The sequence below is a fragment of the Vibrio sp. 10N.247.311.12 genome, assembly GCF_041467515.1.
In the GTDB taxonomy this organism is placed as follows: domain Bacteria; phylum Pseudomonadota; class Gammaproteobacteria; order Enterobacterales; family Vibrionaceae; genus Vibrio; species Vibrio crassostreae_C.
In genome coordinates this window covers 1-15505 of sequence record NZ_JBFSUV010000037.1, presented here as the reverse complement: position 1 = coordinate 15505, position 15505 = coordinate 1, and the positions used below count along the sequence as shown (strand labels likewise).

Genomic DNA, 15505 nt, shown 5'->3' with positions numbered 1-15505 from the left:
ATGAGCCAATCACAAAATAGAACGACGCTAAGCCTGTCGAAAAACAGCACTTCATCAGCAAAAACAAAAGACAACCAAGCTGATGTTAAGCCAAGTACAGCTAAGCCAAGCAGCGACAAGCGTATTTCTACAAAGAACACATCTGATAAAAGCCGCAAGAATAGTGCACCTAAAGGCGCGGGCAATAACAAAGCAAAGCGACCTTTTGCAAAAGATAGCAGAGGTAAACCGGGTGCCAATAAAGGATCATCGAATAAGGGTTCTTTCAATAAAACGGCTTTTAACAAGAACGCAGCTCAGAAAAGACGCTCGGCTGAAAAACCTCAAGGTGGATTACACCCAAGAAACCAGCACACTGGCCGCTATAACTTCGAGTTACTAGTTGCAGCCTTGCCTGAGCTAAAAGAGCATCTGATCAAGAATCCGGTTGGCGAAGACACCATTAATTTCTCTGATCCATTGGCTGTTAAGCTACTCAACAAAGCTTTGTTGGCGCATCACTATGGCGTTAAACATTGGGATATTCCTGCTGGTTACTTGTGCCCGCCAATTCCTGGTCGTGCAGACTACATTCACAGAGTGGCCGACATCCTTAATAGCGATGGCCAAGGTGAACCCTATAACCACGCGTCTGTGAAAGCATTAGATATTGGTGTCGGTGCAAACTGTATCTACCCAATCATTGGTGCGACAGAGTATAAGTGGCGTTGTACAGGGACAGATGTTGATTCAGTCTCCATCAAAACAGCGAACTTCATAGCGGAAAGCAACCCTAATCTAAAAGGTAAGATCCGCGCTCGCCTACAAGCTGACTCTGAATCTATCTTTAAGGGCGTGATTAAGGATAATGAACGTTACGATGTCACTATTTGTAATCCTCCATTCCACAGCTCTCTTGAAGAGGCTGAAAAGGGGTCACAACGTAAACTGGATAATCTAGCGGCGAACCGTGCTAAGAAAGCCGGTCAGTCATTCAAACCTGAAACGAACAAGAAGCCAGTTAAGTTAGATAAATCAACTAAGCAAGCTAAACCAACCTTAAACTTTGGTGGTCAAAAAGCCGAGCTTTGGTGCTCAGGTGGTGAAGCCGCTTTCATTATGAAGATGGCAAGAGAGAGTCAACTTTTTGCTACTCAAGTTTTGTGGTTTACGACATTGATTTCTAAGAAAGATAACGTCGATATGGTTCGTTCAGAGCTTGGCAAGCTTAGAGCTAAACAAGTGAAAGTCGTCGAGATGTCACAAGGCCAGAAGGTAAGTCGCTTTATCGCATGGACCTTTATGGACGATGAGCAAAGACAAGAGTGGATCGCGCTAAAATAGCGGCTGCACTTAGTTAAGATATTAAGCTGAAATACGGACGGGCTTGTTGTTAACGCAACAAGCCCGTTTTTTTTGTGTTTTGCATATAACCTAAGCAGAAAGCAACTCATCTAACTTACTCTGATATTTCTGCTCTAGAGCTTTGTTACCTGCTTTGTTTTCGAGATCGACCAAGATTTTAAGCGATGGAATTTGATAGCCATAACGCTGGTGGAATTTGAATAAACGGATTCGAGCGTCATTGTAATCGGCGTCACTCACTTCAATTTTTGATAACTGTAGTATCGATTTTACGCGGTTTGGATCGTGGTCAATCGCTCTGCTGAAGTAGTACTTCGCTTGGTCGGTATTGCCAGCCTTAAATGCGCAAAACGCGGCGTTTTCATAACTTGCAGACACCAAGTAGTAGTAGGGTTGGTCGATGGCGCGATTGAAGTAATTATCGGCTTGTTCGTATTCGCCCTGTTTACACAAGAAGGTACCGTAGTTGTTCAATACATTGCCATTTCTTGAATCAAGACTGAGTGCTTTGCGGTAAGTGCTTCTCGCTTCATCTACTTCACCCACTTGTTCGTAGTAATGCGCCATTGAAAGCCGAGCACGGTAGTAGCTAGGTGCGTGTTTAATCGCGAGCTCAAGGTTTTCACGCGCTCTCACCATATTGCCTTGTCCCATATAGCCCAAACCTAATTCGATTCGAGATTCAGACATCGCGATAGGATCACTTTCAATCTTTGGCGGTCCTTCAGTGACAGAGACACAACCGGCCAAGGAAAGCGAGGCAAGTAGTACCACACTTGATAACGAAAGAGGGCGGGACAACGAAATCGGATTTGAAAATGATGGCTTGGCAGGCATGTGAAGCTCCTTATGAACACCAACCCATCATATGAAATCAAACCCATTGAAGTCGTAAATCTATCATGGAATGCGACCCACACACCATAAAAAAACCGCGTCCAATTCGTCGTTTTATCAACAACATACTGAACACGGTTTATGTGTTTGTGAATCGGAAGAAAGAACTTAATCGTCTTTGGTAAAGTTGTCTTCGCTGAAATGATCCAGATCGTAAGGCGTTTGTTGGTAAACGCAGTAGTTTAGCCAGTTTGAGAACAACAAGTGTCCGTGGCTGCGCCAGCTTGCAACCGGTTTGTTGTCTGGATTGTTATTCGGGTAGTAGTTGATTGGTATCACAGGCTCCATGCCTTCACCCAAGTCTCGAATGTACTCATTGTGAAGTGTGTGAGAGTCGTACTCAGGGTGACCCGTTACAAACACGTTTCGCTTATCTTTGGTTGCTGCTAGGTATACGCCTGCAACATCAGAAGTTGCAAGAACATCAAGGTCAGTATGTTCCGCTAAGTACTCTTGAGAGAAGTCCGCATAGCGAGAGTGCGGAGCTAAGAATGTATCGTCGAAGCCACGTAAAATAGGGTGGTATGGGTTATGTATCTCGTGGTTATAAACACCAGACAGCTTCTCTTTACGAGTGCGTTTTGGCAAATCATAGAGTAATTTCAAACCAGCCTGAGCCGCCCAACACACGTATAGCGTTGAAGTAACGTGCTTGTTTGCCCATTCCATGATGGTTTTCAGGTGATCCCAGTAGATCACATCTTCAAATTGAACCAAGCCAAGCGGCGCACCAGTGATGATCAATCCATCAAAGTTTCTTTCTTTGACCATTTCAAATTGGCGGTAGAAGTTATCAAGGTGTTCAGTCGGTGTGTTTTTACTTGGTCGGTCATCAATGCGCAGCAACTCTACATCCACTTGCAATGGGCTGTTCGATAGTAGGCGTAAAAATTGAGTTTCAGTTTCAATCTTCTTCGGCATTAGGTTGAGGATCAAGACTCGAAGTGGACGAATTTCCTGTGTCGATGCTCTTGATAACGGCATAACGAAGATGTTTTCTTCACGAAGAACATCGGATGCTGGCAATTGGTCTGGAATGCGAATAGGCACAGCTTTCTCCCTAAGCTAGATATGTAGACGTCTATACATCTAAATCTATAGTAGTTTGATACGCTTGTCGATATGCAAAATGGATAGATGTAAATTATTTGTGTTTTCTATCAGAAGCAATCCACGCGCTTCGAGGGGAGTCTCATTGTATTCAGTGATTGTCTGAGTCGTGTGTAAGTACTTGGTTTTCGTATGCTGAGCAGAGGCAGTTATCAGAGCAACTCGTTACTATTTACGATAAACTCATGTTTTCAAATTAGCCTGTACAGTGACAGATGAAGTTAATACTCATTCGAGGGTTGCCCGGTTCTGGCAAATCAACAAAAGCAAAAACCTACGATGCATTGCATGTCGAAGCCGATATGTATTATGTGAATGAGCAAGGTGAGTACCATTTTGATCCTAGGCAGCTGCAACAAGCTCATGAGTGGTGTCAAAACACAGCTGAAAACGGCTTAAAGCAAGGGTTTGATGTGGTTGTTTCGAATACCTTTATTAAGCATTGGGAAATGAAAGCCTACCGCCAACTTGCACTCAAATATAAAGCAGAATTAATTATCGAAGTGTGCCGAGAGCAATATGGCACTATTCACGACATTGAACCTTCAGTAATTAAGCGTATGGCGAAAGACTGGCAAGAATAGCCTCGTTCTTCTTCTGCTTGCGTGGCTGAATGGCAAATAGAATTAAATTAATAGAACAACTTCAAGGTAACGATTGAAATGGCAAAGCGCTCTGTTGTGGTCGACATGACTTCTTATGGTATCTATTCCACATGGGATTCAAAATCTAAAGATCTTCCAAAAATCCAAGAGTTCACCACCACCGTTGATGCTGAAATCGACGTAGAGTTTGGCTATATCCTGAATATCAAAAAAGCCAAAGGTGAGAAGATCCGTTACTGCATTTATCACCCAAACATCACCACAGACAAAGGTGAAGTGCTCGAACCGTTTGATGGTGAGGAGTATGTCGGTAACAATGACTGGGATTTCTACTTAGGTGACACTATCTGGGCTCCTGTCTCGAACAAGCTAGGAAAGTGGCGCATGACGGTTGAGCTAAAAGGCAACATCATCGCCGACAAGACATTCGACCTAGTAGCAAAAGACGAAGGCCAATTCTGGAAGCGTAGAGGGTTTTAGGTTCGACCTTCTATGTTCACCTAAACAACAAAAAGCCGAGCATCGTGATGATGTCTCGGCTTTTTTCATTGTGCTAGATAGAAGTGACTACCTAACTAATGGATTCGATTATTGCGTTACGTAAGCTACAACAAACTCAGTGATTGCGACCATGTCTTTCACTGCAATGTACTCTTCAGTGGTGTGAACTTTCGCCATACCAGTAGAAAGGTTAACTGTTGTCAGGCCTTTTGCGTTGAAGTTGTTTGCATCGCTACCGCCGCCAGTGCGTTTAGTGTTCGCTGTGACGCCAAGCTTCTCAAACGCCGATTTGATAGAAAGAATGTGCGGATGATCGTCTGCAATAACGAATGCATCGTAAGCACGAGTTGATTCGATTTCTACTTCAGCGCCGAACTGCTTAGCACTTTCTTGGAATGTAGAGATCATATGTTCAACTTGAGCCGTTAGCTTTTCGCCGTTTAGAGAACGTGCTTCAGCCACGACTTTAAGCTCTGGCATTACGATGTTAGTTGCTTGACCACCTTCAACAATACCAACGTTTGCTGTCGTTTCTTCATCGATACGAAGTAGGTTCATCTTAGTGATAGCGTCTGCAGCAACTTGAATTGCGCTGATGCCTTCTTCTGGTGCTAAACCAGCGTGAGCAGGGCGACCTTTGATTTTAGCAACAATCTTCTGCTGGCCAGGCGCTGCGTTTACGATAGTGCCAATTGGACCGCCTGTATCAAGTACGATTGCGTGCTCAGATTGAATGTAAGACATATCGAAGTTCAAAGAGCCGAACAGACCGCCTTCTTCGAATACAGTAAATGCAATCTCGATAGTTTTGTGCTCTTGTCCTTCAGCTTTAATGCAACGAACCGCTTCCATGATAGCTGCGATACCAGACTTGTCGTCACCACCTAGAATTGTGTTGCCTTTTGAACGGATGATACCGTCTTCGATGATTGGCTCAATGCCGATGCCTGGCGTTACTGTGTCCATGTGGCAGCTGAACACTGTGCTACCTGGAAGAGTGCCATCTAGACGAGCGTAGATGTTGAAACCATTAGACACTTCTTCAGGAACCGCCAGTTTGTGAACTTCAAAACCTAGTTCACCGAGTTGCTCAGCCAAAGCTTCAGCAATCGCTTTTTCGTTACGAGATTCACTATCAATTTTCACTAGATCGCAGAAATGTTCTACAAGACGTTGTTCATTAATTTGGGTCATTGTTAATTCTCATTATGCTTCCGCTTGTTCAAAAAGAAGCCGCGGAGGTAGGAACAGGAAAATCACTATAACGCCAATGAGGTAGATGATTGTCTGAGTTAAATCAAGAAAGTTGCCTGATTATTCTAATTAATGAGAAAAACCCAATTCAGATCCACCAGTGCGCAGGATTTTAATCTGTATATCTGTCGGGTATAATGTTTGACCGCTCTTAAAAAAACGTCAATAAAATTGGAATTCAATCAATAATGGCCCTGATAAATGAATAGAAACAATGTGTTAGGTTCATTCCTTTTCGTGGTGCTGATGAGTATTGTGCTGGGGCTGTATTTGCTCTATCCAACTTATGACGACGATTTAAAGCATATTCGCCCTGAAAACCCGAGTGTTTATAGTCCAGAGAAAGAGTTATCACTCTCTCAATATGGATCTGCGTTGATCGATATTCTCGATGTATCTCGTGGTGACCCTAATTTAGCTTCCCTACAACTTGAGGCTCTCCAAGCCAAGTTCCCAGACCAAGATAAAGCCATCTATCGTGCTTACGAATTGATGATTTTGTCGAACCTCGCGCAACATAAGTTGGATACCAAAGCGGTTTCCGAATACGTCAGGCAGATTAAAGCACTCGCACAACACGAACATATGGGTTGGCTAAAGGCCCAATCTCTCGTTGAATTGGCGATTGAATACATCAGTAAGGGTGAGCTAGCGGAATCTGAAATCCAAATCAGAGCAGCGATAGATATCGCAGAATCGCTTCACTATGAAGAGTTGTTGATTAAGGCCTATAACACGGCTGGTGTCATCAATAACATCCGCAATGACTTTCCTGAAGCTCAATACTTTTTCCATAAAGGTTTAGACCTTGGTAAGAAGTACCCTCATCACATCTACAACAGCAAGTTAGTGTCAAATATGGCACTGCTTTATATCTATTTGGAAGACTGGCCTAAAGCGCTCAAGCTGATTAAAAGAGCCAAAAAGCTCTATTACAAGAGTGGACTACTCGAAGCGTCTACCATCGGCGTGCTGCATGTGAATGAGTCTTTTGCTTATCTGCGCAGTGGTGATTTAGTCAAAGGCCGAGAAGCATATCAAAGTGCGGCTAAGCTAAATGGCGATAACGTGAGTGAACGATACAAAATTATCCTATTAAAAGCAGAGAGTGATGTGTTGTTGGCGGAAAAGAACTTTGAGTCAGCACGACAATTCGCAAACTTGTGTCTTAGATACCCAGGCGTGGACAAATACACACTTCAATTGGGGCAGTGTTACCTAAATAGAGCCTTAGCGAACATTGGTTTGAACCGAGATAATTTTGTTTTTGCTGATCTAAAGCGATCGTCTGCAATGTTCGATGTTGTGGGGACTCGCAGCTGGAAGGTCCTCGGCTTAAGAACACTTGCTGAATACTATGATTCAAGAGGCGACAGCGAGAACGCACTTCGCTACTTCAAGCTCTATTACAAGGGTAATAAAGCGCTGCTATTTGATAAGCGCCAGAGTGATATCTTTTTACTCGAGCAAGATTTCGCTACGGCATCATTAGCTCAAGAAAACGAACTGCTTAACGCAGAAAAAGAGTTGGGTGAGCTGACATTAGATAAGCAGCAATTACGGAATCGAATCGTCGTCGCTTTGGGTATCATGGTGATGATAAGCGCCACGTTACTATTGATAAGGTTACGCTCGATCCAGAAGACCAACAAAGAACTACTTAAGCAATCAACAAGATGCGAACTGACAGGCTTATACAATAGGCGTTACTTAGAGCAACGGTTAACTCAGCCGATGCCACATCATTTGTCGTCGTTTGGGTATACGCTCGCTATTCTAGATTTAGACCGCTTCAAACAAGTTAATGACACTTATGGGCATGATATTGGTGACCAAGTGCTGGTGGAAGTTGCTAAGCGTTTAGAGAAAATCTTATCAACAAACGATGTAGTGGCAAGATGGGGTGGGGAAGAGTTTGTTTTGTTGCTGGCTGGGAATCAAGATCCTAATAAAGAGCTTAAGCTTATAAGGCAAGCGATCGCTAACCGAGCGATTGAAACGCATTCTGGCCCATTAGAATTAACCACATCGATTGGTGCGACGACTCATCTAACGGAGCAACAGTTGAATAGCCGTACCTATAAGAAACACTTGAAATCGGCAGACGATGCTTTGTATCAAGCTAAGCAGTCAGGGCGCAATAAAGTCGTTATCATTTGAGTTCCTAAACTTAGTTAATCCCCTGCAATCAAGAAACCTGAACTTCAATAACTAAGCGAATAAGAGTGCTTATCTGAACTAATACGGCTATTTACTCTTATTCGCTTAATTCATACTGTGATTTGGCTTGGTGGGTTACTTAGCGACACCTTGAAGCATTTCAACCAATTCGCCTTCTGTCGCTGGTTCGCTAGCGAGTTCAATCACAGCCGAAGCTCCTCCCTTTAACATGTAGGCTTGGGTTCCGCAGTGGTCATAGTGGAACCATTTACCATCTACACATACGTCGGTATAACATCTTGGGTCTTGTTTAAGTTCCATATCAATTTCCTTATTAACATTTGCCTAACGTTTTTCAGACTAGTTGATCACAAATCTAGGTAAATTGATCTAAATCAATCTAGAGTGTAATTGATGATTTAATTATCAAAATAAGAGAGGTGTGTCTAGCGAAGGAGCGACCTCTCGTTGGGCACTGCGCTCAAAGGTCGTGATTCTGGTTGGCAACTCTCGCTCTTTTGCTTGCCAGGTGATGCTTTTCTACATACGCTAGCTACTCTCTTAATCCCTATACAGACTTGATTGTGTTGGAAAATGACTAATATCTTTATCGTTGTAATTGTTCTGGTTGTGTTGTTTTACTTTATTCAAAAGTATGTGGTGAAACACGATGACACCAAAGACCACGCTTATCAGAAGAAAGGCGCGTTGATGTCGGCGCAACAGGCGACATTCTATAATGCGCTAAAATCAGCTGTGGGCAACCATGGGGAAGTGTTTGCTAAAGTCAGCATGTCGAACGTACTTGTTCCTGCTAAGACGAACAATAAGAAGAATTGGTTTATCGCCAACAACAAGATCTCACGTAGTTATTTCGACTTTGTTGTTTGCGACCCGCGAACGCTAGAGCCCCGCGTTATTATCGAACTTGATAACGGCAAAGAGCTCAATAAAGGGAAAGTCGATCGCGAAAAGCTACTAATTCACGTGTGTAAATCGGCAGGTTTACCTCTGATTGGTGCATCTATTAAACACAGCTACCAAGTGAGCCGTTTGAAGAGGTTACTGGCAGCACACATCGATTTAATCGAGCCATCAAAAGAAGTGCGATTTTGTAAGAAGTGTGGTAGCCCAATGATCATCAAACTGGCAAGCCAAGGCGATTACAAAGGCCGACGCTTCTTCACTTGTAGCCGCCAGCCAAACTGCACCTATACCGAAAACTACAACGTTGTATTCGATGTTGAAGAATAGTTGGTATCGATAGTAATGCATCCGGTTGGACTCCATTCAATCGCTTAGATACGAATAAGTTATACAAACTAAAAAGCCGAGCATTGATTATGCTCGGCTTTACTAATATTAAGTGGATTGGTTTAGACTAAAACGCGTAACGCATACCGAGCTGTAGCTCATCTTCGTCGTTATCGCCTTGCCCACCTTCGCCCTCGTCTAACATGTTAAACTTATAACTACCAAAGAAGGCCACATCGCCAATATAACGTGCGTATTCTAGACCGATAAAGTTAATGTCGTAATCTGCAATATCGTCAGCTTCAAAGTAGCTGTAGGTCAGGTTGACGGTGTTGGCACCAAACGAGTATCCCAAGTAAGCATCGGCAGAATCGTAGTCTGAATCTTTTACGCCTAGACCTGAAATACTACCAAATTGATAGAGTGCGGCGAACCAAACCCCCTGATCGTTGGTGTACTTAACCGCACCAATATAGGCATCAGAAGTTTCTGTATCTGTCCCAACGCCATAGGTTTCATCACTTGACGCATAACCGACGCCAATATCTAACCCAATCGAAGTGCTGCCGGCGACAACTGCACCGAAGCCGTCACTTTGTGCTGATTCACTATCTGAATTGAAATTGCCATCAATTTGAAAGGTGATGTTGTCGCTTGTCAGTTCATAACGTAAAACATTTTTTGCTCGATCAGCAGTCGACACCGTGTATTCATTGATATAGCCGCTGAAGGTTTCAGCCATATCCGTCCAATCGGTTAAGTAGGTAACGGCATTATTTTGGTGGCCATAATAGACGTTACCGTGATTGGTTTGAACACCCGTATATAAGAATCGAGTGTTAATGCCGATATCATCTGATGCGCCATCTTCAGACTCTGTTAGTTCGAATTCATATTTCCCAAAAAAGGAAACATCGTCCGACGCTTTTTGTGTGCCATCGACACTTAAGCGGACACGTGATCTATCACTATAGGTGCTACTATTACCAGCACTTTTATTCGCATCAGAGAAATTCCCTCGAACTTCTGCGCGGCCGCCGATATTGAATACTGTTTCATCTGTCTCATAAATGGTCGCCGCCGATACGGCAGATGTCGATAGTATGCTCGCCACTGCAATGGCGATATGTGATTTTTTCATAATTTATTCCCTATTTTTCACACTTGTATTTATCGCAAACCATAAATTCACGTATAGCATTGAATTTAGATTATTGATTCCTACAGGTTATGAATATAGGCGCGCTTTACCATTATGCAAATTTCATTATGTATTACTGTGCTGTATGTATTCAAAATAGCTATGATGTGTGGGGTTGGGTTTTGAATTGCTTATAGATTGTTGCTCTTGAGGGAGATTAATTGTAGCTGATGTTTTTCGACTATAGAGTGCTATCGTATTTATGTATGTTGGTAATAACCCGGCCACTTTATATGAAAAATCCGAATTTAGTCATTGCGGCCTAGTAATTCGATGACGACGATTACAAAATCGTGGTGATTTTTATGAATGATGTATTTCAGTGAGTTACAAAGCCTCTGCGTGCCTTTCACTTATAATGATCAAAATACTACGGTAACCCAATGGGCAAGCAAAATTTTTGACACTAAATATAGGCATTGATCTATACCTGTATGGTTACTGTAAAGGCCAAGAAAAACGGTATAGACAACAAAAATCCCAAATTGAACACATTAGGTTAGTTAATTGGTTGTCATCAAGGATTAGAATTTTTTCTAACTAAACTTTGTTTTTCAGCGGTTTGACGATAATCTGGGTGTAAAATCGACATGTTGTTATGTCTTTGATTGCAAAGTGAGCAAACGAATCGCAAGATGCCAGTTAATACTTGCACCATCTGTTTATCATGGATATCATCATTGGCGTTCTAAGGGAATGCGTCCGTAGCTCAGTTGGTTAGAGTACCGCCTTGACATGGCGGGGGTCGGTGATTCGAGTTCACTCGGACGCACCATTCCTTTTTTAATTTTTATTGCATAACTATTGAGTTTGTCACAATGGTAGTAATAAGAAATGAGAACATCGCCCGCTTAGCTCAGTTGGTTAGAGTACTTGCATGACATGCAAGGTGTCACTGGTTCGAGTCCAGTAGCGGGCACCAAATTCGTTCTTTATGAACAAGCAAAAAAGCCCACCTAGTGTGGGCTTTTTTGTGTCTGCGTTTCTGGAAAGTATCTTAAATAGCATCATTCTTGTCTGCCTCCCCGTTGAATAATTATTGGATGGGCTAAGTGACTCATATCTCTCAAACTCGATTTGTGACCGCGTGGTGACCATGCTGTGACAACCTTCTAAGCATCTACAGTTTGGAGTAACAGAACATTTAAGAAATAGTCATCAGCACATTTTTAAAAAGAATGCTCTCGTTAATCTGAGTCTGGTGCGGTTTGAAGGGTCCAGCACTACGGTTAATGCAAAACTACTATAGAACTTAGGCTCAAGTTATCAACGTTAACTTTGTGCGGCCAGTGAAGTGGGTGTGCAACAAATTATAGTGTTCTTGTTAACGGGTGATGGCTGATGAGTTATTTCAAGGTGAACTAGGCGCCAGTTGTAGGTGAGGGTAGATTCAAGCAGAGTATAGAAATGTTCAAAAATGGGAAATAGAAAAGAGCCAAATAAACATGGGTTCATTTGGCTCTTTTTTGAGTAGCTCTCATTAATGCAATTGCTTCAAAGAAAAACTGATCCGTGATTGCATTGCAATCAACAGCCAACTGGCATCTCGATTATTTGGCTTGTCTTTACATAGATGTAGTGCTTTTAGTACACCGCGCGTGACTGAATCAATAAAGACATGTTCATGATGGAATTTATCTGGCCACAGTTCAGTACGTTACTTGATAAGTTCGTAAATTTCATCGTATAGCCAATCAATATCTTGATGAGAGATTTTCTGAAAACGCTGAGCCTGAAGAATGTCACAGCACAAACTGGTGCAGTGAATAGCTAGAGGTGAATAAGCCATTTACTTTCCTCCATTTAAATTAGCATCTAATAACTTTTCAAAAGCACTGCCGTCTTGCCTGGTTAGGTTTGGTATATATCGGCTGTAAACTGTGAACAGCATTTTTGTAGAGGTATGGCCCATTTGGCGAGCTATCCACTCAGGTGCTTCTCCGGCTGCTAACCATAATGTTGCAGCCGTATGTCGAGTCTCATAAGGGCGGCGATATTCCATTCCCAAGTTTTTAAGTGTCGGCTTCCAGATTCGGTCTCTGACGTTACCTTTATCTAAAGGGTTTCCAGCTGCATTGCAGAACACATACTCCTTAGTACCAGTCACTTTGTATTGGGATTTTATAGCTTTAAGTACAACAGATGATATTTGAATGTCTCTTGTTGAACCCACCGTTTTCGTTGTGTCTGAACGGCCGTGTACAAACGTTTCTCGAACTGAAATTAAACCACGCTCAAAATCTACGTACTTCCATTTCAGACCATCGATCTCTGAGGTGCGCATTCCGGTGAAGAAACGAACGGTGAAGTAATCTATAAAATCGGAACGTACCGATGATAAAAACAAGTTCACTTCGTTAAAATCAAACGGGTTTACATTAGTGCGTTCAACACGTAGTGGTTTGATGTTTTCAAACGTCGAACGAAAATCATAGCGATCTCCGGCTTCGCTCAAAATCATGCGCAGTGGTGTCATGACATGATTAATGAACTCGGCAGATAATTTTTTGCCGTTGTTACGCGGTTTCACTAAAGAAGCACGGTACTTAAAGATGTCAGGTCGAGAGATCTTCGCGACGTCTAAATGCCCGAAGTGAGGTACAAGGTACGACCATAAGTAGATCTTCATACTGTCCTTATAGCTTTCTTTCCAACGCACTTCGTTTTCGTCGTACCACTCCTGTGCGAAGCTTTCGAACAAGACAGTTTCAATTCCTTGTAGCCCTTGTACTGCCGTTTTGTAATTACCAAGTAATTCCTGTTTGCGTTTTTGAGCTTGGATGTCTTGTTTCAAAAATGTTTGAGCTTTCTTAGACTCAGGGAAGTACTCACTATATACAAAACAACTCAGGCGAATGTCCGCTTCAATTTGATTTAGCAGTTTCTGTAGCTTGCGTTGGTTTACTTGAGTTGCAGGCAGTGCAGTTTGCTCACGGCAACGCATACCTTCATATCGGAAGTCGAGATAGAGCTTACCGCTACGTGAATTGATACTACCCATGACACACCCTCCCGCCAGCCATTGGAATATACTGAAGGTTACGTGATGCAGATTGGTATAATTCTGCCTCTACCTCTTCCCAAATGTAGAGAATTTTTCTACCATTGAATGGTCGAATGTAGTGTTTACCTTCGATGAAAATTGAATCTCGCAGAGTCGAATTGATATAGTTGGCGCTAAATTTGATACGACCTGCAAGCTCTTTTGCTGTAAGTAATAATTGGTCCATTTGACCTCCATTGTTTGTGTTTTAACAAGACACAAAATCAGCTTAACTATACTTTTGTGTTTTATCAAGACACATTATTATATCTTTTAGGAATTGATGTGTGATTAGATATAACTTAAAGGAACTTATAGATAAAAAATCAGCGGAAGAGGGACGGAAGATCTCTGGAGCTCAAATTGCTGCCGAAATAGGTATTCAGCGTTCGGCCATGGCGAAAATGATCCGAGATGAAGGGTACACTACAACCACAAAAACTCTTGATGCCTTGTGTCAGTACTTTGATTGTGATGTGTCAGAGGTTATTTGGTATCAGAAAAGGAATATTAGCTAAAAACTTATCGAGTGAAATGTAGGGTGTTTTTAGTCGTCACTTTACAATAGGTGTAGGCTGCTGTTTTAAAGCATTCAGCAAGGAGCGTTTATTCATGGATCTTTACACCATAAATACAGTCAGCCCTAGTTTCGAGTAGACAGATAATGTTCCATCTAGAACATCACCAATCTTATCGGGTTGTCTCGAACGAACCTTGATTTATCTAGGTAGACTTTCGTCAAAGTGAGCAGTCAATTGATAGGCTTCTGGTTGTTCTTTTAGCAGCTTTTGGTCTTGTATGACGCCCATACGTCGCAAGTAATAACTGACTAAAGCTCCACGAGTTACTATTTCCATCTTCTTGTTTTTCATAGCGTAGTCGTCAGCAACAACAACTTGTTGTTGCTCAGACAAGTAAGGGTTAGGTGTAATCATTAACTTAACTTGATGGTTCCAGTTGTCATCATGTTCTCGCATTTTTGGTGACTTATCCATTAAGTCAGGTTCGTTCCTAAAGCGACTTAACACGAAATCTCGAAATTCATTTTTCTCTTCACAATATGCTCTTACATGCCACCTGATCCCATCATAGACTAAGCTGTGAGGCGCAATAATTCGACCTCGAACCTCAGGTGTAGAGAGCGATACATAGTCAATATCGACGCGAAGGTTAGCCCTTGCTGCCGCAATTAATCCTCGAACAATGCTTGGTGATATAGCCCTTTCAGGAACGTTCAATACGGTCGATTGAGCTTCCCCCCAATTAAAGAACTCGAAGGTCTCTTCTTGGTTATATTGCTGATGAAGCATAAGTAGATACTCATGAGCAGTGCCTTGAGTAAATAAAGGCTTAAAGTTGTCTGCTGGCCTATAGCCTTTAATTGTTCTATCCAGTATCAATTGACCTTGGTCAGTTAAGCTAATGTACTTGTTGATATCCCTAGAAGCTTGTTGTCTCCCTATGTGAAAAGCATCACATAGGTGATTTGTCGTCAGTCGACCCTCCCAAAGAGCAATGATCTCAATTAGTCGAAATCGTACTTGTTGGTCCCATTTGATATCTGCTTGACTCATGTTCGTGCTCATAAATGTTACATGTTGATGTATACAGTATATACATGTAGTGAAAAAGTACATATATTTATTGTGGATATTGGCAAGGGCAAGAAAAGTCAGGAATCTTTACTGTGAGAGAGTCGATGGTATTGAAAGCTGTAACCTGATTTAGTGGCCACAAATTCAAACTGGTTGATTTTCAGTCAAGAAAAACAACATAACTCGAGATAGATACGATGATGTATGCCGGATTGACCAAAGTTATCGCAATAAATTCTTATCAGAAAAACAAGATGTTTTCTGAGTATTCTTTTGACGCTCCCACTCAGATCACTGGCGGTAACGGAGAAGGCAAAACATCACTTTTAAGGCTCATTCCGTTCTTTTATGGAGCGACTGGCACGCAGATCGTCAGGAAATCGAATGTCAATAAGCCCTTTGCCGAATGGTATTTACCACACAACAACAGTTATATTGTTTTCGAGTACATTACTGCTCGTGGTCAAGTTGCTCATGTCATTTGTTATCTGCGTATTTCGGTGATTGCGATCGCTCGTTTCGGTTTATTCCGATCACTTGA

General features: G+C 42.2%; 16 protein-coding genes and 2 tRNA genes. 9 read left to right on the top strand and 9 right to left on the bottom strand.

Features of this window, described 5'->3' with window-relative positions:
- Complete coding sequence (gene rlmF / locus AB6E30_RS16030) at positions 1-1323, top strand: 23S rRNA (adenine(1618)-N(6))-methyltransferase RlmF (protein ID WP_372104378.1); 1323 nt, start codon at positions 1-3, stop codon at positions 1321-1323.
- A 90-nt stretch (positions 1324-1413) separates the two neighbouring features.
- Here rlmF and pilW read toward each other — a convergent pair whose 3' ends face one another.
- Both pilW and metA read right to left on the bottom strand, forming a co-directional pair.
- Positions 1414-2181 carry a type IV pilus biogenesis/stability protein PilW gene (pilW, locus tag AB6E30_RS16025; protein ID WP_017065536.1) on the bottom strand — a complete coding sequence of 256 codons (768 nt, stop codon included), beginning with the start codon at positions 2179-2181 and terminating at the stop codon, positions 1414-1416.
- Positions 2182-2349: 168 nt separating this feature from the next.
- Positions 2350-3291 (bottom strand): homoserine O-succinyltransferase, encoded by a 942-nt coding sequence (gene metA / locus AB6E30_RS16020; RefSeq protein ID WP_017066439.1) that lies wholly within the window; start codon positions 3289-3291, stop codon positions 2350-2352.
- 275 nt (positions 3292-3566) lie between these two features.
- Here metA and AB6E30_RS16015 point away from each other — a divergent pair, with 275 nt between their 5' ends.
- Both AB6E30_RS16015 and AB6E30_RS16010 read left to right on the top strand, forming a co-directional pair.
- The gene (locus tag AB6E30_RS16015) at positions 3567-3935 is read left to right on the top strand and encodes an ATP-binding protein (protein WP_017065537.1); all 369 of its coding nucleotides are present in this window, start codon (positions 3567-3569) and stop codon (positions 3933-3935) included.
- Between the two features lie 78 nt (positions 3936-4013).
- Positions 4014-4436, top strand: coding sequence for a DUF3859 domain-containing protein (locus tag AB6E30_RS16010; RefSeq protein WP_019824122.1), 423 nt, complete (start codon positions 4014-4016; stop codon positions 4434-4436).
- Positions 4437-4544: 108 nt separating this feature from the next.
- Here the strand turns inward: AB6E30_RS16010 and AB6E30_RS16005 are convergent, their stop codons facing one another.
- Positions 4545-5651 (bottom strand): M20/M25/M40 family metallo-hydrolase, encoded by a 1107-nt coding sequence (locus AB6E30_RS16005; protein ID WP_017059177.1) that lies wholly within the window; start codon positions 5649-5651, stop codon positions 4545-4547.
- 261 nt (positions 5652-5912) lie between these two features.
- On the opposite strand from AB6E30_RS16005, the gene AB6E30_RS16000 reads away from it, so the two are divergent.
- On the top strand, positions 5913-7871 hold the full coding sequence (locus AB6E30_RS16000; RefSeq protein WP_372104375.1) for a diguanylate cyclase domain-containing protein: 1959 nt from the start codon (positions 5913-5915) through the stop codon (positions 7869-7871).
- 135 nt (positions 7872-8006) lie between these two features.
- Here the strand turns inward: AB6E30_RS16000 and AB6E30_RS15995 are convergent, their stop codons facing one another.
- Positions 8007-8192, bottom strand: a complete 186-nt coding sequence (locus AB6E30_RS15995) for a hypothetical protein (RefSeq protein WP_017059179.1) — start codon at positions 8190-8192, stop codon at positions 8007-8009.
- A gap of 273 nt (positions 8193-8465) precedes the next feature.
- Between AB6E30_RS15995 and AB6E30_RS15990 the strand changes: the two genes are divergently transcribed.
- Positions 8466-9125: a DUF2726 domain-containing protein gene (locus AB6E30_RS15990; protein WP_372104372.1), complete on the top strand. Its 660-nt coding sequence runs from the start codon at positions 8466-8468 to the stop codon at positions 9123-9125.
- 127 nt (positions 9126-9252) lie between these two features.
- On the opposite strand, the gene AB6E30_RS15985 is transcribed toward AB6E30_RS15990, so the two are convergent.
- The gene (locus AB6E30_RS15985) at positions 9253-10266 is read right to left on the bottom strand and encodes a porin (protein WP_372104369.1); all 1014 of its coding nucleotides are present in this window, start codon (positions 10264-10266) and stop codon (positions 9253-9255) included.
- Positions 10267-11024: 758 nt separating this feature from the next.
- Here AB6E30_RS15985 and AB6E30_RS15980 point away from each other — a divergent pair.
- Positions 11025-11101 (top strand) — tRNA-Val (locus AB6E30_RS15980).
- Positions 11102-11171: 70 nt separating this feature from the next.
- Positions 11172-11248 (top strand) — tRNA-Val (locus AB6E30_RS15975).
- A gap of 735 nt (positions 11249-11983) precedes the next feature.
- Here AB6E30_RS15975 and AB6E30_RS15970 read toward each other — a convergent pair.
- The 3 genes from AB6E30_RS15970 to AB6E30_RS15960 are packed head-to-tail and all read right to left on the bottom strand — an operon-like array spanning position 11984 to position 13556.
- The gene (locus AB6E30_RS15970) at positions 11984-12115 is read right to left on the bottom strand and encodes a hypothetical protein (protein WP_017068294.1); all 132 of its coding nucleotides are present in this window, start codon (positions 12113-12115) and stop codon (positions 11984-11986) included.
- On the bottom strand, positions 12116-13327 hold the full coding sequence (locus AB6E30_RS15965; RefSeq protein WP_372104366.1) for an Arm DNA-binding domain-containing protein: 1212 nt from the start codon (positions 13325-13327) through the stop codon (positions 12116-12118). It lies immediately after the preceding gene.
- Entirely contained in the window at positions 13320-13556 is a 237-nt protein-coding gene (locus tag AB6E30_RS15960) for a hypothetical protein (protein WP_102321027.1), read from the bottom strand. Before AB6E30_RS15960 ends, AB6E30_RS15965 begins: the two co-directional genes overlap by 8 nt.
- A 100-nt stretch (positions 13557-13656) precedes the next feature.
- Here AB6E30_RS15960 and AB6E30_RS15955 point away from each other — a divergent pair, with 100 nt between their 5' ends.
- Positions 13657-13887: a helix-turn-helix transcriptional regulator gene (locus AB6E30_RS15955; protein ID WP_102393890.1), complete on the top strand. Its 231-nt coding sequence runs from the start codon at positions 13657-13659 to the stop codon at positions 13885-13887.
- 201 nt (positions 13888-14088) lie between these two features.
- Here the strand turns inward: AB6E30_RS15955 and AB6E30_RS15950 are convergent, their stop codons facing one another.
- A complete protein-coding gene (locus AB6E30_RS15950) occupies positions 14089-14943 on the bottom strand; it encodes a WYL domain-containing protein (RefSeq protein WP_102321025.1) in 855 nt (284 codons plus the stop codon).
- A gap of 218 nt (positions 14944-15161) precedes the next feature.
- Here AB6E30_RS15950 and AB6E30_RS15945 point away from each other — a divergent pair.
- On the top strand, positions 15162-15505 hold a 344-nt coding region (locus AB6E30_RS15945; RefSeq protein WP_372104363.1), incomplete at its 3' end, for an ATP-binding protein.

Bases quoted from the DNA above. Each gene is read 5' to 3' on its own strand.
- AB6E30_RS16010 (WP_019824122.1), top strand. From the start codon at position 4,014: ATGGCAAAGCGCTCTGTTGTGGTCGACATGACTTCTTATGGTATCTAT.
- AB6E30_RS15960 (WP_102321027.1), bottom strand. From the start codon at position 13,556: ATGGACCAATTATTACTTACAGCAAAAGAGCTTGCAGGTCGTATCAAA.
- AB6E30_RS15970 (WP_017068294.1), bottom strand. From the start codon at position 12,115: ATGGCTTATTCACCTCTAGCTATTCACTGCACCAGTTTGTGCTGTGAC.
- AB6E30_RS15995 (WP_017059179.1), bottom strand. From the start codon at position 8,192: ATGGAACTTAAACAAGACCCAAGATGTTATACCGACGTATGTGTAGAT.
- AB6E30_RS15990 (WP_372104372.1), top strand. From the start codon at position 8,466: ATGACTAATATCTTTATCGTTGTAATTGTTCTGGTTGTGTTGTTTTAC.
- pilW (WP_017065536.1), bottom strand. From the start codon at position 2,181: ATGCCTGCCAAGCCATCATTTTCAAATCCGATTTCGTTGTCCCGCCCT.
- rlmF (WP_372104378.1), top strand. From the start codon at position 1: ATGAGCCAATCACAAAATAGAACGACGCTAAGCCTGTCGAAAAACAGC.
- AB6E30_RS15965 (WP_372104366.1), bottom strand. From the start codon at position 13,327: ATGGGTAGTATCAATTCACGTAGCGGTAAGCTCTATCTCGACTTCCGA.
- AB6E30_RS15950 (WP_102321025.1), bottom strand. From the start codon at position 14,943: ATGAGTCAAGCAGATATCAAATGGGACCAACAAGTACGATTTCGACTA.
- AB6E30_RS16015 (WP_017065537.1), top strand. From the start codon at position 3,567: ATGAAGTTAATACTCATTCGAGGGTTGCCCGGTTCTGGCAAATCAACA.
- AB6E30_RS15985 (WP_372104369.1), bottom strand. From the start codon at position 10,266: ATGAAAAAATCACATATCGCCATTGCAGTGGCGAGCATACTATCGACA.
- AB6E30_RS16005 (WP_017059177.1), bottom strand. From the start codon at position 5,651: ATGACCCAAATTAATGAACAACGTCTTGTAGAACATTTCTGCGATCTA.
- AB6E30_RS16000 (WP_372104375.1), top strand. From the start codon at position 5,913: ATGAATAGAAACAATGTGTTAGGTTCATTCCTTTTCGTGGTGCTGATG.